The sequence below is a fragment of the Xanthomonas sp. NCPPB 3174 genome (assembly GCF_056725205.1).
Map to the genome: position 1 here is coordinate 1,983,011 of NZ_CM161517.1, position 20,897 is coordinate 2,003,907.

The following is a 20,897-nucleotide window of genomic DNA, read 5'->3' on the forward strand; positions in this document are numbered from 1 at the left end:
ACGGTCGCGGCTGACGCCGTTCTTACTCGGTGCGCGCGGGCTCGCGTCCACGGATGTGCCTGTGCCACCAATAGTGAGCGATGGCATCAGTTCGCACGCCGGTCGCGATGGCGATCGCTCCGACGGCCGGTCGCGGCTGAAGCCGCTCCTACGCATTGCGCTCAGTCGGACTCCGCAGGCGCTTCCGGTTCCTCGCTGCCACCCACGAACGCGACGAAGCTGACGCCGTCCTGCGCCCACTCGCGGGCGACGTCGTCGAGAATTTCCAGCAGCACGTCGAAGGCCGGCTGCGCCACCGCCTGCAACTGCCCGGCGTCCTCCAGCAGCAGCGCGTAGCCGCGCGGCGAGGGCAGCCAGGACAGGTCGCGCAGGCCGTCGGTGAGCGCGTCCCAGTTGCGGCCGAAGCCGGGCGGGAAGTCCAGTTGCGCGGCCAGACGCATCAGCAGCATCGCCTTGCCGGTGCAGCCGTGCAGGTCGATCCGGCACAGCCGCAGGCCGGCGTCGCGGGCCAGGGCGGCGACGCTGTCCAGGTCGCGGTTGGCGACGCGGTAGACGCCGGAGGCGGCCGGCTCGGCGAGATTCAGCGCGAATGGGAAGCCGCTCATGGCGTCGGCCTCACCGCGCCGACCTCGAAGCTGCGGAAGCTGGCGTAGTGGTCGTCGCTGTAGTACCAGACCTGCGGCGGCGTGCCGCCGGTGACGATGCGGCGCGCACCGCGATGCGACAGGCCTGGGGTATCGACGGTGTATTCGCGGTAGTAGCCGCGCGGCTGTGCCGGTAGCCGGTTCTCGCGGTTGCCGAATACGCTGCCGTCCTGGCGGTGCGGGAACGGCCCGCCGCGCAGGATCAGCGCCACCGTGGCGCGCGCTTCGGGCGGCAGGAACGCCGGCAGGTTCGGCGTTGCCGCGTCGGCTGCGCGCGCAGATCTGCCGGGCGCGGTGTACGGCGCCTGCGCGGCCGCGTCGAGCGAGGGGGCGAATTGCTGGTGCGGCGGATGCTGCAGCCCGCGGATGCCCCACAGCCCGCCCACCAGCAACACGATGGCGGCGATCAACAGCACGGGCTTGCGCATGGACTCTCCTGCAGGAACGGCGGCGGCGCGCAGCAAGGCGCCCTCGTGCACAGTATGGGCCGGCCTGCCTGTTCCGGCTCTAAACGCCGCCGGTCACGACCGTGACGCGGGCGATTCACATCCGACTAACCGGGGCGTGGGGCATGGTAAGCGCCGATTCGCAGGCCGGCCGGCACCGCCGCCGCGGGATGGGACGATGTTTCCCCAGCCGCGCCCTTGGTAAGGTCGCCGACCGTCCCTACCATTGCTCACGCAACGCTCGTCCTTTCGACGGCGAAAGTCCAGGAGAACCGCATGGCCTACACCCTCCCCAAGTTGCCCTACGCCTACGACGCGCTGGAACCGCACATCGATGCGCAGACGATGGAGATCCATCACACCAAGCATCACCAGACCTACATCAACAACGTCAATGCCGCGCTGGAAGGCACCGAGTACGCCGACCTGCCGATCGAGGCGCTGGTGTCCAAGCTGAAGTCGCTGCCGGAGAACCTGCAGGGTCCGGTGCGCAACAACGGCGGCGGCCATGCCAATCATTCGCTGTTCTGGACGGTGATGGCGCCGAATGCCGGCGGCACCCCGAGCGGCGACGTCGGCAAGGCGATCGACGCCGAGCTGGGCGGCTTCGACAAGTTCAAGGACGCCTTCACCAAGGCCGCGCTGACCCGCTTCGGCAGCGGCTGGGCCTGGCTGAGCGTCACCCCGGACAAGAAGCTGGTGGTCGAAAGCACCGCCAACCAGGACAGCCCGCTGTTCGAGGGCAACACCCCGATCCTGGGTCTGGACGTGTGGGAGCACGCCTACTACCTGAAGTACCAGAACCGCCGTCCGGACTACATCGGCGCGTTCTTCAACGTGGTCGACTGGAAGGAAGTGGAGCGCCGCTACCACGCCGCGATCGGCTGATCGCGCGCCAGCGCCGTACTAGAAAAAGGCCGGGTTCGCCCGGCCTTTTTTTGTGGGCGTGCCATGCGAAAGCGCTGTCGGTGGAGGTGCCGGGGGGAGGAGCGGAAGGGGCGTATTTTCGTGCGCGCGATCCGCATGCTTCACGACGATGGCGGTCTGCGCTGGATGGGCCACGTTTGCGTCGCTGCGTCGTCGCCCGGCGGTGCGGTGCATCCGTAGGAGCGGCTTCAGCCGCGACGAGGCGTTCCGTGGAAGGCGGTCGCGGCTGAAGCCGCTCCTACGAGATGGGTGATGCGTGACGAATCAGGGGAGGAGCGCCGCCCGGTCGTCCCGGGCCGATGCCGCCCCATCCCAGGCGGCATCGAATGCACGGTGCACGCACGCGCGCACGCCGTCGTGTCCTACTGCACCGGCGGAAGCGGATCCGGCGCCGGGTCGAGCGGCTGCAGCGCCATCAGCAGGCCGCGTGCGCCCGCCGCGGGCAGTTCCCGCGCCGGTGCGAACAGGCGTGCGCCGTGCAGCGGGCGGAAGTGGCCGCGTTCGAAGAACACGTGGTCGGCCGCGGCCGCGGTGCCAGGCGCACGCACGTCGATCCGGTTGCGCGCCGATTCGCCACGCACGCTGCCGTCCTCGAAACGCGTCGCCAACGGCGCCAACTCGGGCGCACGCGCCGCGGCGAAGAAGCCACCCGCCAGCAGCGACGGCGCGCCCTCGGCGGTGGCATCGATCCATGCCATCAGGTCCTCGGCCTGTTCGCGGCGGCTGGCGCCACCGTCGCGCGCGGCATGCAGGCGGGTGAAGTACAGGTTCACCGGCTGTCCGTGCAGATCCACCCGTACCAGGCCGGCCACGCTGTAGTCCTCCAGCGGATGCAGCAGGGTCTCGGCTTCCTCCAGCACCGGCAGGCGGGTCAGCAATGCGTTGCCGCGGCGTTGCGGCCGGCTCGGCGGGTCGGGGCTGATGAAATGGCAGTGGTAGCCCAGGCGCGCGGCCAGCCATTGCGCCTGGTTCGGGATCTCCGGCGTCTGCAGCACCTCCTGCAGCGCGATGGCGTCGGGATGCAGGCGTTGCAGGGCCACGACGATACGCTCGCGGCGTGCGCTCCAGTCGTCGCCGTCCTGCGACGCGTGCGGATCGCCGGCCAGCGTGAGGGTGACCACGGTGAGCGGGCTGTCCGCGGGTGCCGCGATCGTCGGCATCGCGTCCGGTAACGCCTGCGCGTGTGCCAATGCCGCCACGGCCAGCAACAGCCAGCCGGTGCGATGCCATTGGAAGACGCGCAGGTTCATGCGGACGATGCTACGGCGCGGGGCCTCAGAGGGACGTATACAGTCGGCAGCGCTGCGGCGTCCGCCACACAATCGATGTTGCGCAGGTGGCAACGACGACCATCGCCCCGCCTCCGATGCGCGCAGGCGCGGAGGCGGGGCCGGGCCGCGGCGCGCACGCCACGGTCCTCGCTCAGTGCTGCAGCACGCCGTCCTTCAGGTGCAGCGGCGCGCGCGCCTCCACCTGCGTCGCCGAACGGCCGAGCAGCAGCTCGTAGTCGCCGGCGACGATGTGCCAGTGGCGCTTCTTTGGATCGTAGTCGGCCAGGGTCTTGGGCTCGGCGACGATGCTGACGTGGCGGCTCTCGCCCGGCTTCAGCAGCACCTTGTCCCAGCCGACCAGGCGGATCGGGGTGTGGTGGCCCTGCGGCAGGCGCAGGTACAGCTGCGGCACGTCGGCCCCTTCGCGGTCGCCGGTGTTGCGCACGTCGAAGCTGGCGACGACATGGCGACCGTCGGCCTGCACCTTGAAGTTGCTGTAGGCGAACGTGGTGTAGGACAGGCCGTAGCCGAACGGATACACCGGCTCCAGGCCGCGCGCGGCGAACCAGCGATAGCCGACGTTGGCGCCTTCGATGTTGTAGTCGACGTTGCTGCCGGCCGGTTGCGCCGGCTTGAAGCCCAGGCCGGGAATCGACGGGCGCGGCAGTTGCGACACGTCGCGCAGCCAGGTCACCGGCAGGCGACCGGACGGGTTGACTTCGCCCAGCAGCAGTCGCGCCAGGCCTTCGCCACCGCGGATGCCCGGGTACCAGGCTTCCAGCACCGCCGGCACCTGCTGCAGCCACGGCATCGCGACCGGGCCGTTGGTCTCCAGCACCACCACGGTCTTCGGGTTTGCCTTGGCCACGCCGGCGATCAGCGCGTCCTGACTGTCGGGCAGGGCGATGTCCGGCAGGTCCACCGACTCGGCCGACCACTGCGTGGCGAACACGATGGCCACGTCGGCCTCGCGCGCCAGCTTGGCCGCCGCCGCCGGATCGTCGCCGCTGGCGTAGTCGATTTGCGCGTCGGGCAGGGCCTTGCGCAGTGCCTGCAGCGGCGAGGACGGATGGAACATCACCGGGCCGGGCCAGGTGGTCGGGGCGATCCCCGGCACCGCGTTGCCGCCGTTGACGGTGACGCCGACCATCGACGAACCGCCGCCGCCGATCACGCCCTTGTCGGCATGGCCGCCGATCACCGCGATGCGGCGCACGTCGCGCGACAACGGCAGCAGCTTGCCCTCGTTGCGCAACAGCACCGTGCCTTCCTCGACCACGCGCTGCGCGGCCAGGCCGCCGGCCGCGTCGTCGATCGGCTGGTGCTGCGGCGGGTTGTCGAAGCTGCCGGTGGCGAAGAACGCGCGCAGGATGCGCTTGACCATGTCGTCCAGGCGCGCCTGCGGCACGGTGCCGGCGGCCACCGCCATGCGCAGCGGCTGGTCGAAGAACACCGCCTTGTCGAACACTTCGCCGGCCGACTGCTGGTCCAGGCCGGCCAGCGCGGCCTTGGAGCCGCTGTGCACGCCGCCCCAGTCGGACATCACGTAGCCGGGGAACTTCCATTCCTGCTTCAGCACCTTGTTGAGCAGGTAGTCGTTCTCGCAGCCGTACACGCCGTTGATGCGGTTGTAGGAGCACATCACCGAGCCGGGCTGGCCGATCTTGAGCGCCAGCTCGAAGGCCAGCAGGTCCGACTCGTGCATGGCCTGCTCGCCGATGTCGGCGCTGTGAGTGTTGCGCCCGGTCTCCAGGTCGTTCATCGCGAAGTGCTTCATGGTCGAGACCACGTGCTGGCTCTGCACGCCGCGGATCGATTCGCCGACCATCGTGCCGGCCAGCAGCGGATCTTCGCCGGCGTACTCGAAGTTGCGGCCGTTGCGCGGGTCGCGCTGCAGGTTGACGCTGCCGGCCAGCAGCACGTTGAAGCCCTGCTGCCAGGACTCGCGGCCCATGGTCGCGCCGCCGGCGAAGGCCAGTTCGCGGTTCCAGGTGGCGGCGGTGGCCGGGCCGGAGGGCATCGCGGTGGCGTGGTCGCCGGGGCGGATGTTGCCGGGATTGGTCACGCCGAGGCCGGCATCGGCCAGTTGCTGCGACGGGATGCCCAGGCGGTCGATCGCCGGCACGTAGCCGGCCGAGCCGAGCGCGCCCGGCGGACGCGGGCCGCCGTCCTTGCCCAGGCCGAAGTAGCTGTGCAGCATCTGGAACTTCTCGTCCGGGGTCATCGCCTGCACCAGCAGCGCGGCGCGCCGGTCCGGCGACAGGCTGCGGTCGTTCCACGGACGCTGCGCAGCGGCGCTGGCGTTCGGCGCGGAGGCGGCGTTCTTGGCCGTCGCCGGCGGTGCGGCGGTGGCGGGCGCGGCCAGCGCCAGGGTCAGGCAAAGGGATCCTGTAAACGTTTTCATATCGGGGCGTACAGCCTCTTCAGCAGATAAAGGGAAGGCGCATCTGGGGGGAGTCGGGGGGAGGGCGGAACCGCGCTCAGGACGGGGCTTCGTCGCTGCGCATGACCGGGTACAGGCGGTAGCGCTCGTCCCAGGAACTGTGGCGGCGGTAGAAGAACTCCAGCCGCGCCTGCGGATCCTTGGCGAAGTCCGCGTCGTGTTCGAGCTTGTCCTCGAACTCCGCCTTGAGCGCCGGGTCGCTGGCCAGCATCTGTCGCGCCACGTCCTCGGCGACGTAGTCTTCCATGTACTCGGCGCGCTCGAACGCGCTGTTGAACTCGCCCCACTGCAGCAGCGAGTCCGGCGCCTGCGGTTCCAGCAGCGTCATCAACAGGCGTGCCTTGGGCTGGGCGATCGGCACGAACAGCGCGCCGGCGCCGACCGCGCGGGTTTCCGCTTTCCAGTTGCCGGTGACGCTGAGCCGCTGGTGGCCTTCGGACGAGCGGGCGGCGAAGCTGGCAGTGTCGGCGCGGAAGGTCTGCACCGGCAGGGTGGCGTCGTGGTCCAGGGTGCGGAAGGCGATGCCGTGCTGGCGCAGCTTGGCGCCGACCAGGGCGGCCTGCGCGGCCGGCACCAGGTAGCCGGCGCGCGGCGCGGCGACTTCCACGCTGGGCACGACCTGGTCGCGCAGCGGCACCCGCCATATCTGCGGGGTGCGCTCGTCATAGCGGGTCATCAGCGCGCCGGACACCGGCGAGGGCGTGCGCGTGTAGGCATAGCCGCGGAAGTCCACCAGGTGCGAGGCGTCGGTGGTGCGGTAGTCCAGCGCCACGGTCTTGCCGCCCAGCGCTTGCGCGCGGACGTCGGCGGCCAGCACGTCGGCGCGCCACTGCGCACCGTGCCGCGCGACTTGCTGCAGCACTGAGACAATGGTGTTGCGGGTGATGCGCACGCGCTCGGGGTAGCGCTTCCACGAATGCGTCTCGACCAGCATGCCGAAGCGGTTGCGCAGCTGGAAATAGCCGTGCGAGAAGCGCGGCGTCGGCACGCCGTCCTCGAAGCCGGAGACCGGGTCGTCGTTGACCACGAACGAGGGGTAATAGGGCAATGGCAGCGAGCCCTGCCGCTTCAGGTCGGCGAGCACGGCGTCGCGCAGGCGCAGGCCGTCGCCGCGCAGCGCGGTGTCGCCGGCGTGCAGCGGTTCCACCTGGATCGACACGTCGTGCTCGAACTGCGCGCCGTCGGTGACGTGCAGGTCCACGTACAGCAGCGGATCCCACTGCTCGACCAGGCGCAGCATCGCCTGCATCTCCGGCGCATCGGCCTTGACGTAGTCGCGGTTGAGGTTGAGGTTCTGCGCGGTGGTGCGCCAGCCCATCTGCTCGGGGCCGCGCTGGTTGGGCCGGTTCCAGGCGCCGAAGCGCTCGTGCCCATCGACGTTGAACACCGGCACGAACAGCCACACCTGCCTGTCCAGCGCGCCGCGCGCGGCCTGGCCGTCGAGCAACTGGCGCAGCGCCAGGAAACCGGCGTCCTTGCCGTCGATCTCGCCGGCGTGGATGCCGCCCTGGATCAGCACCACCGGCAGCTTGCGCGCCTGCGCGGCGGCCGGATCCAGCGCGCCGGAGGTGGACACCGCCAGCGCCTTCATCGGCCGGCCTTCCGGCGTGGTGCCGAAGTCGAAGCAGCGCACCGCCTGCGGATAGCGCTGCGCGAACGCATCGCACAGGGCGATGGTTTCGGCGTAGCGGCCGGTGCGCGCGAACCCGCTGCGCTCGGCTTCGGTGGACAGGCCCGTCTCGCTGGCCAGCGACGGCATGCTGCACAGCAGCATCGGCAACAGCAGGGTGGCCAGCCAGGGTCGGATCATCTCGGCACCGTCTCGGGACAGGCCACCATGATGCGGGCAGCGCGCCGATTGCGAAAGCACCTAGGACACGCCCTAGCGGTTCGATTCGCCGGAACGATCGGGTAACCTTCTGAAAATTTTGCCTGGACGAGGGCCCGTGAGCAGCCAAGCCACCACGAGACACGCCGCATGAGCGCGGCGCAGGAGCGAAGCGCCGCGCGCATGCCGCGGCAGATTCCGTACATCATCGGCAACGAGGCCTGCGAGCGCTTCAGCTTCTACGGGATGCGCAACATCCTGGTGCAGTTCCTGATCACCTCGCTGCTGCTGCAGGAAGTGACCGCGCCCGGCCGCGAGGCCGAGGCCAAGCACATCATGCACAGCTTCATGATCGGCGTGTACTTCTTCCCGCTGCTCGGCGGCTGGCTGGCCGATCGCTTCTTCGGCAAGTACAACACCATTCTCTGGTTCAGCCTGGTCTACTGCGTAGGACACCTGTGCCTGGCGCTGTTCGAGGGCCATCGCACCGGCTTTTTCCTCGGCCTGGGCCTGATCGCGCTGGGTGCGGGCGGGATCAAGCCGCTGGTGGCCTCGTTCATGGGCGACCAGTTCGACCAGGGCAACAAGCATCTGGCCAAGGTGGTGTTCGACGCCTTCTACTGGATCATCAACTTCGGCTCGCTGTTCGCCTCGCTGCTGATCCCGCTGGCGCTGAAGAACCTGGGCCCGGCGTGGGCGTTCGGCATTCCCGGCATCCTGATGCTGGTGGCCACCCTGGTGTTCTGGGCCGGGCGCCACCGCTACGTGCGCGTGCCGTTGCCGCCCAAGGATCCGCACGGCTTTGCCCAGGTGGTGCGCACCGCGCTGCTGCGGCAGGCGCCGGGGCAGGGCCGCCCCGGGCTGGCCCTGGCTGGCGTGGCGGTGCTGCTGGCGCTGGCTACCTTCGCGCTGGTGCCGGCGCTGGGCCTGGTGATCTGCCTGTGCCTGGCGCTGGTATTGCTGCTGGCCGGCATCGGCGGCGGCACCTGGTGGCAGTTGGAACGCGCCCGCGCGGTGCATCCGGATGCGGCGGTGGACGGCGTGCGCGCGGTGCTGCGGGTGCTGGTGGTGTTCGCGCTGGTCACCCCGTTCTTCTCGCTGTTCGACCAGAAGGCCTCGACCTGGGTGCTGCAGGGCCAGCAGATGCAGATGCCGGACTGGTTCAGCGCCTCGCAGATGCAGGCGCTGAATCCGGCGCTGGTGATGCTGCTGATCCCGTTCAACAACCTGGTGCTGTACCCGCTGCTGCGCCGGCGCGGCTACGAGCCCACCGCATTGCGGCGGATGACCGCCGGCATCGCCTTCAGCGGCCTGGCCTGGATCGTGGTCGGGACGCTGCAGGTGATGATGGACGGCGGCGACGCGCTGTCCATCGCCTGGCAGATCCTGCCGTATGCGCTGCTGACCTTCGGCGAAGTGCTGGTCTCGGCGACCGGCCTGGAGTTCGCCTACAGCCAGGCGCCGCAGTCGATGAAGGGCGTGGTGATGAGTTTCTGGAACCTCACCACCACCGTCGGCAACCTGTGGGTGCTGCTGTCCAACGCCGCGGTGCGCAATGACCGCGTCACTGCGCACATCGGCAGCACCGGGCTCAGCGAGACCGCCTTCCTGATGTTCTTCTTCGCCGCCTTCGCCTGCATCGCCGCACTGCTGTTCGGGCTGTACGCGCGCCGCTACCGCATGGTCGACCACTACCGCCCCGCCTGAGACCCCGCATGCCCTCCGTCACCCCCGTCAACCTGATCCTGATCGTCCTCACCGTGCTGGTGTCGTGGGCGGCGTTCAACAACCGCCGGCTGCTCGACCGGCTGATCCTGTGGCCACCGGCGATCGACCGCCACAAGCAGTACGACCGGCTGGTGACCTACGGCTTCATCCACGCCGATTTCCCGCACCTGTTGTTCAACATGGTCACGCTGTATTTCTTCGGCGGCCCGATCGAGGTGCTGATGGAGCGGCACACCGGCAACATGCTGGTGTATCCGCTGTTCTACCTGTCGGCGCTGGTGGTCTCGATCCTGCCCAGCTACCTGAAGAACCAGAAGAACCCCAACTACATGAGCCTGGGCGCGTCTGGCGCGGTGTCGGCGGTGCTGTTCGCCTTCATCCTGATGGCGCCGTGGACCGGGATCTTCTTCTTCTTCATCCCGATTCCGATCCCGGCCATCCTGTACGCCGTGTTCTATGTCGGCTACAGCATCTGGATGGACCGCCGCGGCGGCGACAACGTCAACCACAGCGCGCACCTGGCCGGCGCAGCGTTCGGCGTGATGTTCCTGCTGATCATGGAGCCGTCGGTGCTGCAGCACTTCCTCGACGAGCTGGCCAACCCGCGCTTCGGCCGCGGCTGATCCGTGGCGCCGCGGCGCCTGCACGGGAGTGCGGCGCCGGATCGGTGCGTGCCTGGTTCGCTGCGCGGGCTGGGCGCCGTGGCGTCGATGCGGTCGTGGGCACGCATCGCGCTTGGGCAGGCGGCGGTCCGTTGGGCCGCCCTTCGGGTTCAGCGGGTCTGCTGCCCGCGCAACTGCACCTTGGCGCTGCCGATGGCGGCGTTCTCGTAGGTGCGCTTGAGGCGCTGGTAGACCTCGTCGTCGAGTTGCTGGAACTCGCCGCCCTGCTGGTCGCCGCTCACCGACAGTTGGAACAGCCCTTCCAGCAGGGAGGCGTTGTGGTCGCCCAGGTCGTATTTGCTCTCGTTCTCGCTCATGCGCGTGGTTCCTGTTGGATCGCTGCGTGACGGGAGTTGCAACTCCCATGCCAGGTTTTCGGCCTGTCCCGGGGTTATCGGCGGCGCGCGGCGCGACTTGAGCGGTAAGAGTCGAGCGGCGGACGGCTGACGCGCCGCGTCGAAGGCATGACGCGTTGGGGCAGGTGCTTCACATGGTCGCGGCGAGCGGCAGCGGACACTGCGCTTTCCGCGCCACACCTCTTTGCCCATGTCCGCAGCCAACGTCCCGATCGCGCACGATCCGCAACAGCGGCGCTTCACCCTGGAGGTCGACGGCCACCGCGCCGAGCTCGACTACGTGCTGGAACAGCAGCGCATGGTCATCACCCACACCGGGGTGCCTGGCCCGATCGGCGGGCGCGGCCTGGCTGCGCAACTGGTGATCGCCGCGCTGGACCACGCGCAGGCGCAAGGCTGGAAGGTGGTGCCGGCGTGTTCGTACGCGGCGGTGTTCATCCAGCGGCATCCGCAGTACGCCGCGCTGCTCGGTTGAGCGGGCGGCATCGCAACGGCGCGATAATGCGCGCCACTTCCATGGGCATTGCAGGAACAGGGGCAGTCGACGTGAGCAGGGCAGAGACGATGGGCAACGGGCGGATGGCATGGACGGCACTGGCGGTCGCGGCGGCACTGGCACTGGCCGGCTGCAAGCGCGAGGAACCGGCCGCCGCACCGGCGCCCGCCGCGGCGCCGGCACAGAGCGAGGCCGCCGCGCCGGCGGCGCCGGAGCAGGCGCAGACCGCACCGCCGGAACTGAAGGACATCGTCGAACACAGCCCCAGCTATGTGGTCGGGATCACCTTCCCGCCGTCGATCAACCGTTACCCGGGTCTGGCCGACGCGGCCAACCGCTACGCACAGAGCGCGCGCAGCGAGCTGATGGAAGCGGTCGACGGGCTCGGCAACGATCGTCCGCGCGCGCCCTACGAACTGTCGCTGCAGTTCGAGATGCTGCTGGAGCGCCCGGATCTGGTCGCGCTGAGCGCCGACGGCAGCCGCTACACCGGCGGCGCGCACGGCGAACCGCTGGTGGCGCGCTGGGTGTGGCTGCCGCAGCAGCAGCGCATGCTCACCGCCGAGACGCTGATCCCCGATGCGTCGCACTGGAAGCCGGTGGCCGGCTATGTCGCCGCGCAACTGCGCCAGGCGGTGCAGACGCGGGTCGATGCCGAGCAGGTGCCGCCGGAGGATCAGGACGAGCAGGTGCGCAGCGCCAGCAAGATGATTGCCGAAGGCACCGAGCCGCAGCCCGGCAATTTCAGCCAGTTCCAGCCGCTGGTCGACGCGGCGGGCAAGATCACCGCGCTGCGCTTCGTGTTCCCGCCGTACCAGGTGGGGCCGTATGCCGATGGCACGCAGACCGTGGACGTGCCGGCCAGCGTGCTGCGCGAACTGGTGGCGCCGGAGTACGCACCTCTATTCGCCACCTGAGCGGTCGCCGGCGCGCACGCGCGTCGGCAACGGCGTGCGGTGCATCGCGTCGACAGCGTGCCGGAACGCAACGCATGCCCTCGTCGGGGCGATGCGCAATGGGTAGCATTGGCGGCTACCCCACTTGCACGCGATTTCCTCATGGGCAGTTTCGATCAGACCGAGCGGCGTGTCGCGCACACCTGCGCACGCTATCCCGCGTTCCCGCGCGAGCCTGCCGTGCTGGTCCGCCTGGTCAAGCATCTGTACAAGCGCGTGCATGCCAACGCCAGCGGCATGCTCAAGGCGTACGGCATCAGCCCGCCGGAATACGAGATCCTGATGATGCTGTACGGCACGCCCGAGCAGTGCATCACTCCCACCGAGGTGGCCGAGGCCGCCAGCGAGAAGCCGGCCAACATCACCCGCCTCACCGACAGCCTGTGCAGCAAGGGGCTGCTGTCGCGCACGGCCAGTCCGGAAGATCGACGCAAGGTCACGCTGACCCTGCAGCCGGCCGGCATCGCCCTGATCGAGCGGCTGCTGCCGGATGTGTGCGCGTTCCTGGATGCGGAAACCGCGGCACTGGATGCGGGCGAGCAGCAGCAGTTGGAGGCGCTGCTGAAGAAGATGCTGGCCGGCATCGACGGCCTCGACGCTGCCGCCGGCGCGAAGACGCCGGCCGCGCTGCCCTGAGGGCACCTCGGAGACATTGCGTCCGCGGCAATCGAGCGGGATGCGATGTGCGCCGTAGGAGCGGCTTCAGCCGCGACAGGCTCATCGGAAACGCGCGTCGCGGCTGAAGCCGCTCCTACGGGACGCGTCCCGGGCGATTCGGCGCTGTGCCGAGGCGCGTTGTCCCTCCCAAAGCAGGCAGGGCGTCGGGCTGTTGCTAGCGCCAGCCGTGCGCGCGTGCTTGCTGTTCGCCGTCGGCATCCAGCGCTTCGCCGGCGATGCGCGCATCCACCGCCTGCAGCACGGCGGCCGGCATCGGGCTGGCCGCCATGCGCATGCCGCCGCCGTCGTTGCGTTCGCCGGCGGGCACCAGCAATTCCACCTGCCATGCGCCGTCGCGCTGGCAGGCCAGGCCGGCGCTGGCGCGCGGCATGGCGAAAGTGCGGCAGTAATGGCCGTCGCGATCGCGGAAGCTCAGGCCGATGCGCACGCTCCCCTGGGGCTGGCCGGACAACTGCTGCGTCAGCGCCTGCGCCAACGCGCCCTCGGCAACTCCACCCTGGGTGGCCGCGACCGTGGGGCCCGGCGCGGCGCCCTGCGGCAATTGCCGCTGCGCGATCCACAGCCCCAGCAGCAGCGCCGCCGCCAAGCCCGCCGGCAGCGCCCAGCGGCGGCGCGCACGCGGCCGCAGCGGCGTCGGCCGGCTCGCCTGCGCCGTCGCATGGATGGGCGAGGGCGGCCGCGCTGCGACAGCGGCGTCCTGGTCGGGCGCGTCGGCCGGCCGTGCGCGCGCCGCGGCGAGCAGGCGCGCCGGTACCGGTTCGTCCAGCACCGGCGCGAAGCCTGCACGCAGCCGCGCCTGCAGGTTGCGCAGCCGCTCCAGGGCCTGCGCCAACTGCGGGTCGGTACGCAGCGCCGCTTCCACTTGCGCGGCCTGCGCCGCGTCCAGTTCGCCGTCGGCGTAGGCCTGCAGGGTGAGTGAATCGATCGTGGTGGTCATGCGGTCGCCTCCAGTGACGCCTGCAGCGCTTCGCGTCCGCGCGCGAGCCGGCTGGTGAGTGTGCCCAGCGGAATCTCCAGCACCGCCGCGGCATCCTTGTAGGACAGGCCTTCGATCAGCACCAGCGCGATCGCCAGGCGTTGGTCCTCGGGCAGGCCGGCCATCGCGGCCTGCACCGCCATCCAGTCCTGCTGCCGCTCCAGCGGCGTGTCGCCGACGTGTTCGCCCTCGGCGGCATCGACGAACACCTGCCGCCGTCGCCGCTGCGCCCGCACCTCGTCGATCCAGGCGTGGCGGATGATGCCGTACAGCCAGTACTGCAGCGGCGTCTCCGGTCGCCATTGCGCGGCGCGGCGCAGGGCGCGTTCGATCGCGATCTGCAGCAGATCGTCGGCGTCCTCGCGATGCCCGGCGACGGCACGCGCGAAGCGCCGCAAGTGCGGCAGCAGGGTACAGATGCCGTCGCCGACGGCGGCCGTGGGATCGGCGTGCATGTGGGGGATACGTGCGGCGGAGGCGTTTTCTTCCATGGGCGCGGCGCGGCGTTCACGGCGGGTCGGGATGGCAGGATTAGTGTGGCACGCCAACAGGGGCGGACAACGGAGCGGGGCATGGCGACGGGCAGGCGAATGCGCTGGATGGCCGTGGCATGGCTGGCGGTGGCGACACCGGCGTTGGCGCAACTGGCGTTGCCGTCGGCGGGCGGGCTGGTGCAGGACGTCACCCAGGGCATGCAGGGCGGCATGAATCGGTTGGGAGAATCGCTGCAGGATGCGCGCGGCGATCTCGAACGGCTGCGGCTGAAACGCCTGCAGGCGCTGCTGCGCAGCGATCCGCGCGGGCTGGAGCGCGACGAAGGCGGCGCGGTGGTGATGCGCGGGCAGGTAGTGGCATTGGAGCCGGAGCCGGCGGCGCTGCAGGCGGCGCAGACGGCCGGCTTCGTGGTGTTGGAGCAGCGCAGCTTCGGCGAATTCGGCCTGCGCCTGGTGGTGCTGCAGGTGCCGTCGGGCCTGTCCACGCGCCGCGCCCTGCAGCAACTGCGCGAGCGCGATCCGCAGGGCGAGTACGACTACAACCACGTCTACAGCGGATCGGCGGCGGCGCCACCGGCGCCAGCCAGCGCGTCCGCCGCTCCGGCAGCCGCTCCGGCAGCCGCTGGCGCCGCGACGGGCAGCTTCGTGGTCGGGCTGATCGACAGCGGCGTGGACGCCGCGCATCCGGCGCTGGCCGGCGTGCAGGTGCAGACCTGGGGCTGCGACGGGCAGGTGCGCGCGCAGCCGCATGGCACCGCCGTCGCCTCGCTGCTGGCCGGACGCGCGGTGGCGCACGGGCCGTTCGCGCGCACCCTGTATGCGGCCGACATCTATTGCGGCCAGGCCGATGGCGGCACCGTGGTCGAACTGGTCGGGGCACTGGCATGGATGGCACAGCAGCAGGTGCCGGTGATCAACATCAGCCTGATCGGCGGCCCCAACCGCGCGCTGCAGCTCGCCGTGCAGCGCATGCTCGCGCGCGGGCACGTGCTGGTCGCGGCGGTGGGCAACGACGGCCCGGCGGCACCGCCGCTATACCCCGCGGCCTATCCCGGCGTGATCGGTGTCACCGCGGTGGATGCGCGTGGGCGGGTCTTGCCGGAGGCGGGGCGTGGGCCGCAGGTGGCCTTCGCCGCGGTCGGCGAATTGATCGCCGCCGCGCCGCAGGGCCGCTGGCAGACGCAGCGCGGCACCTCCTTCGCGGCGCCGCTGGTGGCGCGGCTGGCGGCGCAGGCGCTGTCGCAGCCGCATCCGCAGGCGGCCGCGAAGCTACGCACGCAGTTGCAGGCGCAGGCGCGCGATCTCGGTGCGCCCGGAGCCGATCCGGTGTACGGCGCCGGCCTGCTCGGTGCGGACTTGGCGCTACAGCGCGCCCCGGGCGGCTGAACGCATTCTGTCTGCGTCCGACCTGTACGGGATGTTCTGCGCCACTCGACTCGTAGGGAAACATGAGAGCCGCAGATGGCCTGCGGCGACACGAGGAGAATGCGATGAACGGCAAGACTCTGTTGGCGAGCGCGGTGCTGGTGGCGTCGGTGGCGCTGATCCCGGGCGTGGCCGGCGCGCAGTTGCTGGGTGGTGCGGGCAGCGTGGGCGGTGCCGTCAATGGCACCCTGGGCGGCCTGGGGGGCGGCAGCCTCGGCGGCAACGGCATGGGCGCCGGCCGCCTGGACGCCGGAGTGCCGCTGGATGCCGCGCGTAGCGGCATCGAGCAGTCGTCGCAGCGTGCGCGGATGGCGGCGCAGCGGGCGGCGGCGCGTGGCGCGGCCACCGCCGAGGGTGCGGCGCAGACCGCCGGCGCTGCGGTGAACCAAGGCCGCACGCTGGCCGGCAATGCCGCGGCCAACGGCAGTGCGGCGGCACGCAGCGCGGCCGGTAGTGCGATGGGCCAGGCCGACGGTGCGCTCGGCGCGGCGACCAGCGCGGCCAACCCCACGGCGGCGCTGTCGACCGCCGGCAATGCCGCCGGTGCAGTCGATGGCGTGACCGGTAACGGTGCTGCGTCGCGTGCGGCCGGTAACGGCAGCGGCAACGGCGCCGCCAGCGGCGGCAACCTGCCGACGGTGCCGGCGCTGTCCGGCAGCGGCAGTGCCAACGGTGCGGCCAGCGGCAGCGCCTCGCACAGCGCGGGCACGCATGGCGGGTCGGTGTCGGGCCAGGCCGGTGCGGGCGGCCAGGGCGGTGCGCAGGCCGGTAGCGGTCAGGCGCAGGGGCAGGCCGGGGGCAATGCGTCGCTGGGGGCCAGCATCAACGCCTCCAGCGACGGCCAGTAAGCCGCTGACGGCCACGCGCAATGTACCGCGCGTCGCCATCGCGACGGCAGGCTGAAAAACACGACGCCCGGCTGAGCCGGGCGTCGTGCGTTCTGCGTCGTGCGGGTTGGTCGTGGGAGCGTCCCAACGACGTCGTCGCGACGTCGCGGCACGGCCGGGGGCCGCACCGCAGTGCGCCTCAGCGTGCGCCAGGCGTCGTCGCCGGCGCGGCGTTGAGGCCGCGCTTCTCCAGCAAGGGCTCGATCTGCGGCGCGTGCCCGGCGAAGTCCTGGAACAACTGCATCGCATCGACGCTGCCGCCGCGCGAGAGCAGGGTCTTGCGGAAGCGGTCGCCGTTGGCGCGGCTCAGCCCGCCGTGCTGCTTGAACCACTGCTGGGTGTTGGCGTCCAGCACCTCGGACCAGATGTAGGCGTAGTAGCCGGCCGCGTAGCCGCCCATGATGTGGCTGAAGTACGGCGTACGGTAGCGCGGCGGCACCGGCGGGTAGGCGATGCCGTCGGCCGCCAGCGCCTTGGCCTCGAAGTCCATCACGCCCGAGGCCGGCGGCACTTGGCCGGGGCTGAGCTGATGCCAACGCTGGTCGAGCATGGCCGCGCCCAGGTACTCGGTGGTGGCGAAGCCCTGGTTGAACTTGGCGGTGGCCACCACCTTGTCCAGCAGCGCCTGCGGCATCGGCGCGCCGCTCTGGTAGTGCTTGGCGTAGTGCTTGAGGATGGCCGGATCGTCGGCCCACATCTCGTTGACCTGCGAGGGGAACTCGACGAAGTCGCGCGGCACGCTGGTGCCGGCGAAGTAGGGGTACTTCACGTTCGAGAACATGCCGTGCAGCGCGTGGCCGAACTCGTGGAACGCGGTGGTGACCTCGTCCCAGGTCAGCAGGGTCGGCTGGCCGGCGGGCGGCTTGGGGATGTTGAGGTGGTTGGCGACCACCGGCTTGTCGCCGGTCAGCGCCGACTGCGACACGTAGGAACTCATCCAGGCGCCGCCGCGCTTGGACTCGCGTGCGTACATGTCGGCGATGAAGATCGCCAACTGGCTGCCGTCGGCGTCGAACACGTCGTAGACCAGCACGTCGTCGCGGTAGGTCGGCAGGTCGGTACGCTGCTTGAAGGTCAGCCCGTACTCCTGGTTGGCGGCGTAGAACACGCCGTTTTCCAGCACGTTCTTCAGTTCGAAGTAGGGCTTGAGCTGGGACTCGTCGAAGTCGTACTTGGCCTGGCGCACCTTCTCGGTGTAGTAGGCCCAGTCCCAGGCCTCGAGCTTGAAGCTGGGCTTGCCGGCGGCCTTCTGCTCCTGGTCGATCATCGCCTGCAGGTCGGCGGCCTCGCGCTTGGCGTTGGCCACCGCGGCCGGGGCCAGCTTGCCGAGCATGGCGTTGACCGCTTCGGGGGTCTTGGCGGTCTGGGTTTCCAGCGAGTAGGCGGCGTGGTTCGGATAGCCGAGCAGCTTGGCGCGGTCGGCGCGCAGGGTCATGATCCGCGACACCAGCGCGGTGTTGTCGTACGGGCCGCCGTGGCTGCCGCGCGACACCGAGGCCTCGTAGATCTTCTGCCGCAGCGCGCGATCCTTGAGCTGGGCCAGCGGCGGCTGGCCGGTGGTGTTGAGCAGGGCGATCACGTACTTGCCGTCGAGCTTGCGCGCCTTGGCCGCTTCGGCGGCCGCGGCGATCTGCGCGTCGGACAGGCCGTCGAGCTGCTTGACGTCGTCCACCACCACCGCCGCGGCGTTCACTTCGGCCAGCACGTTCTGGCTGAACTTGGTGCCCAGTTCGGCCAGTTCGGCGTTCATCGCCTTGAGCTTGGCCTTGTCGGCGTCGTTGAGCTTGGCGCCATCGCGGACGAAGTCGCTGTGGTACTTCTCGATCAGGCGCACGCCTTCCGCGTCCAGGCCGAGCTGGTTGCGAGTGTCGTACAGGGTCTGGATGCGCGCGAACAGCTTGGGATTGAGCGCGATCGCATCGCGGTGCGCGGCCAGCTTGCCGGCGTACTCGGCCTGCAGCTTCTTGCGGGTGTCGTTGGTGTCGGCGCCGACCAGGTTGAAGAACACGGTGGTGGCGCGGTCCAGGACCTGCCCGCTTTTCTCCATCGCCACGATGGTGTTGTCGAAGGTCGGCTTGGCGGTCTGCTCGGCGATGGCCTGCATTTCCTGCAACTGCTGCGCCATGCCGGCGTCGAACGCGGGCGCGAAATCGCTGTCCTTGATCCTGTCGAACTGCGGGTAGTGCAGCGGCAGCGGGCTTTCGGCGAAGAACGGATTGGCCTGCGTGGTCGCCGTGGCGGCGGTGGGCGTGGTGGCCGGAGCGGCGTAGGCGGGCATGGCGAGTCCGAGCGTGGCGGCGAGGGCAAGGGCGAGGCGAGAGGTCATCAAGCGGTATCCGCAATCATGGTGATCGGGCAGGCTACCCCAGGCCGGCAGGCGTGACCCGTGACGAAAGCCATGGGAGCGCTGCAGCATAGGCGCTTATTTCCCAGGGCTTTGCGGCATCTGGCGTGAACGTTGATGTAGTGCGCTCTCCTGCGGGGTTGTGCCGGTGCAGGCCCGCCTCGGTGGTGCGCTGGCGGTGTTTGGCTGGTTCGCGCGGACGTCTGCAACGCGGCCTCGCGCATCGGCTCCGGCCCGCTGGCGACGCCTGCGGCCACCGCGTAGCATCGCGTCGAACCAGCGCCGCTACGGCGCGCCGCGCCACGAGGACCCATGGACACGCCGACCACCGCCTACGCCTTCACCGCGACCACCCTGGACGGGCAGGAGCAGCCGCTCGCCGAGTACGCCGGCAAGGTGCTGTTGATCGTCAACGTCGCCTCCAAGTGCGGTTTCACCCCGCAGTACGCGGGGCTGCAGGCGCTGTGGCAGCGCTATCGCGAGCGCGGGCTGGTGGTGCTGGGCTTTCCCTGCGATCAGTTCGGCCATCAGGAACCGGGCGATGCCGCGGAGATCCGCCAGTTCTGTTCGCTCAGCTACGACGTCGATTTCCCGATGTTCGCCAAGGTGCAGGTCAACGGCGACGGCGCGCATCCGCTGTGGCGCTGGCTCAAGCAGCAGAAATCCGGGCTGCTCGGCATCGCCGCGATCAAGTGGAATTTCAGCAAGTTCCTGGTCGGGCGCGATGGCCAGGTGCTGGCGCGTTATGCGCCGACCGACAAGCCGGAAGCGCTGGCCGACGAGATCGAGCGGGCGCTGGGGTGAGTAGGCAACCTGGGGACTCCAAGCTGCTGGGATAGTGCTCTTGTGGGAGGGACTTCAGTCCCGACGCTTTTCAGCTAAACGCGTCGGGACTGAAGTCCCTCCCACAAAATATTCCCCATTATTTAGCTTTGATCTGTTGCCGTGTCGCTTATGCCGGTAGGAGCGGCTTCAGCCGCGATGCTTTACCGGTAGTGCCCGTCGCGGCTGAAGCCGCTCCTACGACAGGCAAAGCGCAGCGGTTTATTTCTCGACGAACGCGCGCTCGAACACGTAATGCCCCGGCGAGCCGATGCGCGGCGAGGCGACGAAGCCGCGCGCGTCCAGGGTGTGGCGCAGGTCGGCCAGCATCTGCGGGCTGCCGCAGATCATCGCGCGGTCGTGTTCCGGATTCAGCGGCGGCAGGCCGAGGGTGCGCTGCATCTCGCCGCTCTCGAGCAACTCGGTGAGGCGGCCGCGATTGCGGAAGTCCTCGCGGGTCACCGCCGGGTAGTACAGCAGCTTCTCGCGGATGGTCTCGCCGAGGAACTCGTGCTGCGGCAGTTCCTTCTCGAAATAGTCGCGGTAGGCCAGGTCCTTCTCGAAACGCACGCCGTGGGTGAGGATCACCTTGTCGAAGCGCTCGTAGGTTTCCGGATCCTTGATCACCGACAGCCACGGCGCCAGGCCGGTGCCGGTGCCCAGCAGGTACAGGTGGCGGCCCGGGTGCAGGTCGCTGATCAGCAGGGTGCCGGTGGGCTTCTTGCCGACCAGCACCGAATCGCCGGGCTTGATGTGCTGCAGGCGCGAGGTCAGCGGGCCGTCCGGCACCTTGATGCTGAAGAACTCCAGTTGCTCTTCCCAGTTGGCGCTGGCGATGGAATAGGCGCGCAGCAACGGCCGCGTCTCCGTCTCCAGGCCGATCATCACGAACTGGCCGTTGTCGAAACGGAAGCCGTCGTTGCGGGTGGTGGTGAAGCTGAAGTAGTCCTCGGTCCAGTGGCGGACATCGAGCACCGTTTCGGGGCCAAAAGCGGAAGACATGCCGTTGATCGTGATGGGGAAGGAACGGCGGTCATTCTACCCCATGCCGGTTCAAATGAGATCAAATCTCATTTGAGGGGCCGATCACGACGATGGCTCACTTCTCGAACGAGACCTCGTAGGACAGGTACAACGGCGCCTGCGGCGGCGCCAGCAGCGGACGCTGGCGCAGGAAGCGCTCCAGGCACAGGGCCAGCGGCGTGGTGCCATTGCGCCAGCTGGCGCCGACGCTGCCGTCGGCCTGCACCTGCACCACCACGGTGAACGGCGAGGTGTCCGGGCGCGGCGTGGCGCAACTGGCCACGCCCTCGTCCAGCGCCGCGCGTTGCAGGGTCTGCAGGCGTTCCTCCATCGCCGCCGGCAGGCCGGCTTCGTCGCGGTCGGCCAGGGCCTTGGCCGCGGCGTAGTCGGATGGCGCCGGCGTGTCCGCGGCGGGAGCGGCGAGCGCCGGGACAGCGAGGGCGGCGGCGAACAGGCAGGGCAGGGTACGGAGCATGGCGGTGTCGGAAGGG

At 69.9% G+C, this 20,897-nt stretch carries 20 protein-coding genes; 9 read left to right on the top strand and 11 right to left on the bottom strand.

Translation table 11 applies throughout. The features are described 5' to 3' along the window. Positions 1-161: 161 nt before the first annotated feature. A complete protein-coding gene (locus tag AC1PK7_RS08680; protein ID WP_420009596.1) occupies positions 162-605 on the bottom strand; it encodes a barstar family protein in 444 nt (147 codons plus the stop codon). Beyond that, positions 602-1,072, bottom strand: coding sequence for a guanyl-specific ribonuclease (locus tag AC1PK7_RS08685; protein WP_481100505.1), 471 nt, complete (start codon positions 1,070-1,072; stop codon positions 602-604). The genes AC1PK7_RS08680 and AC1PK7_RS08685 overlap by 4 nt, the downstream gene beginning before the upstream one ends. Before the next feature lie 294 nt (positions 1,073-1,366). Here AC1PK7_RS08685 and AC1PK7_RS08690 point away from each other — a divergent pair, with 294 nt between their 5' ends. After that, positions 1,367-1,978 (top strand): superoxide dismutase, encoded by a 612-nt coding sequence (locus AC1PK7_RS08690; protein WP_010340242.1) that lies wholly within the window; start codon positions 1,367-1,369, stop codon positions 1,976-1,978. 401 nt (positions 1,979-2,379) lie between these two features. On the opposite strand, the gene AC1PK7_RS08695 is transcribed toward AC1PK7_RS08690, so the two are convergent. The 3 genes from AC1PK7_RS08695 to AC1PK7_RS08705 all read right to left on the bottom strand — a co-directional run bounded on the left by AC1PK7_RS08695 (position 2,380) and on the right by AC1PK7_RS08705 (position 7,541). Further along, the gene (locus tag AC1PK7_RS08695) at positions 2,380-3,267 is read right to left on the bottom strand and encodes an endonuclease/exonuclease/phosphatase family protein (RefSeq protein ID WP_481100506.1); all 888 of its coding nucleotides are present in this window, start codon (positions 3,265-3,267) and stop codon (positions 2,380-2,382) included. A 172-nt stretch (positions 3,268-3,439) separates the two neighbouring features. After that, a complete protein-coding gene (locus AC1PK7_RS08700) occupies positions 3,440-5,692 on the bottom strand; it encodes a beta-glucosidase family protein (RefSeq protein WP_481100507.1) in 2,253 nt (750 codons plus the stop codon). A gap of 76 nt (positions 5,693-5,768) precedes the next feature. Further along, positions 5,769-7,541: a M14 family metallopeptidase gene (locus tag AC1PK7_RS08705; RefSeq protein WP_481100508.1), complete on the bottom strand. Its 1,773-nt coding sequence runs from the start codon at positions 7,539-7,541 to the stop codon at positions 5,769-5,771. Positions 7,542-7,709: 168 nt separating this feature from the next. On the opposite strand from AC1PK7_RS08705, the gene AC1PK7_RS08710 reads away from it, so the two are divergent. Both AC1PK7_RS08710 and AC1PK7_RS08715 read left to right on the top strand, forming a co-directional pair. Further along, the gene (locus AC1PK7_RS08710; RefSeq protein WP_481100509.1) at positions 7,710-9,266 is read left to right on the top strand and encodes a POT-type proton-dependent oligopeptide transporter; all 1,557 of its coding nucleotides are present in this window, start codon (positions 7,710-7,712) and stop codon (positions 9,264-9,266) included. Between the two features lie 8 nt (positions 9,267-9,274). After that, the gene (locus AC1PK7_RS08715) at positions 9,275-9,910 is read left to right on the top strand and encodes a rhomboid family intramembrane serine protease (protein WP_010343836.1); all 636 of its coding nucleotides are present in this window, start codon (positions 9,275-9,277) and stop codon (positions 9,908-9,910) included. A gap of 149 nt (positions 9,911-10,059) precedes the next feature. Here the strand turns inward: AC1PK7_RS08715 and AC1PK7_RS08720 are convergent, their stop codons facing one another. Then, on the bottom strand, positions 10,060-10,266 hold the full coding sequence (locus tag AC1PK7_RS08720) for a hypothetical protein (protein ID WP_420009602.1): 207 nt from the start codon (positions 10,264-10,266) through the stop codon (positions 10,060-10,062). Between the two features lie 229 nt (positions 10,267-10,495). Between AC1PK7_RS08720 and AC1PK7_RS08725 the strand changes: the two genes are divergently transcribed. The 3 genes from AC1PK7_RS08725 (at position 10,496) to AC1PK7_RS08735 (ending at position 12,393) form a co-directional block, all read left to right on the top strand. Next, a complete protein-coding gene (locus tag AC1PK7_RS08725; RefSeq protein ID WP_420009603.1) occupies positions 10,496-10,780 on the top strand; it encodes a GNAT family N-acetyltransferase in 285 nt (94 codons plus the stop codon). Positions 10,781-10,884: 104 nt separating this feature from the next. Continuing rightward, positions 10,885-11,718, top strand: a complete 834-nt coding sequence (locus AC1PK7_RS08730) for a DUF3298 and DUF4163 domain-containing protein (protein ID WP_420009604.1) — start codon at positions 10,885-10,887, stop codon at positions 11,716-11,718. Between the two features lie 141 nt (positions 11,719-11,859). Then, positions 11,860-12,393: a MarR family winged helix-turn-helix transcriptional regulator gene (locus AC1PK7_RS08735; RefSeq protein ID WP_420009605.1), complete on the top strand. Its 534-nt coding sequence runs from the start codon at positions 11,860-11,862 to the stop codon at positions 12,391-12,393. A 196-nt stretch (positions 12,394-12,589) separates the two neighbouring features. Here the strand turns inward: AC1PK7_RS08735 and AC1PK7_RS08740 are convergent, their stop codons facing one another. Both AC1PK7_RS08740 and AC1PK7_RS08745 read right to left on the bottom strand, forming a co-directional pair. Next, on the bottom strand, positions 12,590-13,372 hold the full coding sequence (locus AC1PK7_RS08740) for an anti-sigma factor (RefSeq protein ID WP_420009606.1): 783 nt from the start codon (positions 13,370-13,372) through the stop codon (positions 12,590-12,592). Next, positions 13,369-13,902, bottom strand: a complete 534-nt coding sequence (locus tag AC1PK7_RS08745) for an RNA polymerase sigma factor (RefSeq protein ID WP_481100510.1) — start codon at positions 13,900-13,902, stop codon at positions 13,369-13,371. The genes AC1PK7_RS08740 and AC1PK7_RS08745 overlap by 4 nt, the downstream gene beginning before the upstream one ends. Positions 13,903-14,010: 108 nt before the next feature. On the opposite strand from AC1PK7_RS08745, the gene AC1PK7_RS08750 reads away from it, so the two are divergent. Continuing rightward, positions 14,011-15,291, top strand: coding sequence for a S8 family serine peptidase (locus AC1PK7_RS08750; RefSeq protein WP_420009608.1), 1,281 nt, complete (start codon positions 14,011-14,013; stop codon positions 15,289-15,291). Positions 15,292-15,395: 104 nt separating this feature from the next. Next, complete coding sequence (locus tag AC1PK7_RS08755; protein WP_481100511.1) at positions 15,396-16,178, top strand: hypothetical protein; 783 nt, start codon at positions 15,396-15,398, stop codon at positions 16,176-16,178. 178 nt (positions 16,179-16,356) lie between these two features. Here the strand turns inward: AC1PK7_RS08755 and AC1PK7_RS08760 are convergent, their stop codons facing one another. Continuing rightward, complete coding sequence (locus AC1PK7_RS08760; RefSeq protein ID WP_481100512.1) at positions 16,357-18,543, bottom strand: M3 family metallopeptidase; 2,187 nt, start codon at positions 18,541-18,543, stop codon at positions 16,357-16,359. 330 nt (positions 18,544-18,873) lie between these two features. Between AC1PK7_RS08760 and AC1PK7_RS08765 the strand changes: the two genes are divergently transcribed. Then, the gene (locus AC1PK7_RS08765; protein ID WP_295860276.1) at positions 18,874-19,365 is read left to right on the top strand and encodes a glutathione peroxidase; all 492 of its coding nucleotides are present in this window, start codon (positions 18,874-18,876) and stop codon (positions 19,363-19,365) included. A gap of 240 nt (positions 19,366-19,605) precedes the next feature. Here AC1PK7_RS08765 and AC1PK7_RS08770 read toward each other — a convergent pair whose 3' ends face one another. Both AC1PK7_RS08770 and AC1PK7_RS08775 read right to left on the bottom strand, forming a co-directional pair. Beyond that, positions 19,606-20,385, bottom strand: coding sequence for a ferredoxin--NADP reductase (locus tag AC1PK7_RS08770; RefSeq protein ID WP_026143480.1), 780 nt, complete (start codon positions 20,383-20,385; stop codon positions 19,606-19,608). 97 nt (positions 20,386-20,482) lie between these two features. Further along, a complete protein-coding gene (locus tag AC1PK7_RS08775; protein WP_209244665.1) occupies positions 20,483-20,881 on the bottom strand; it encodes a hypothetical protein in 399 nt (132 codons plus the stop codon). Between the last annotated feature and the right edge of the window lie 16 nt (positions 20,882-20,897).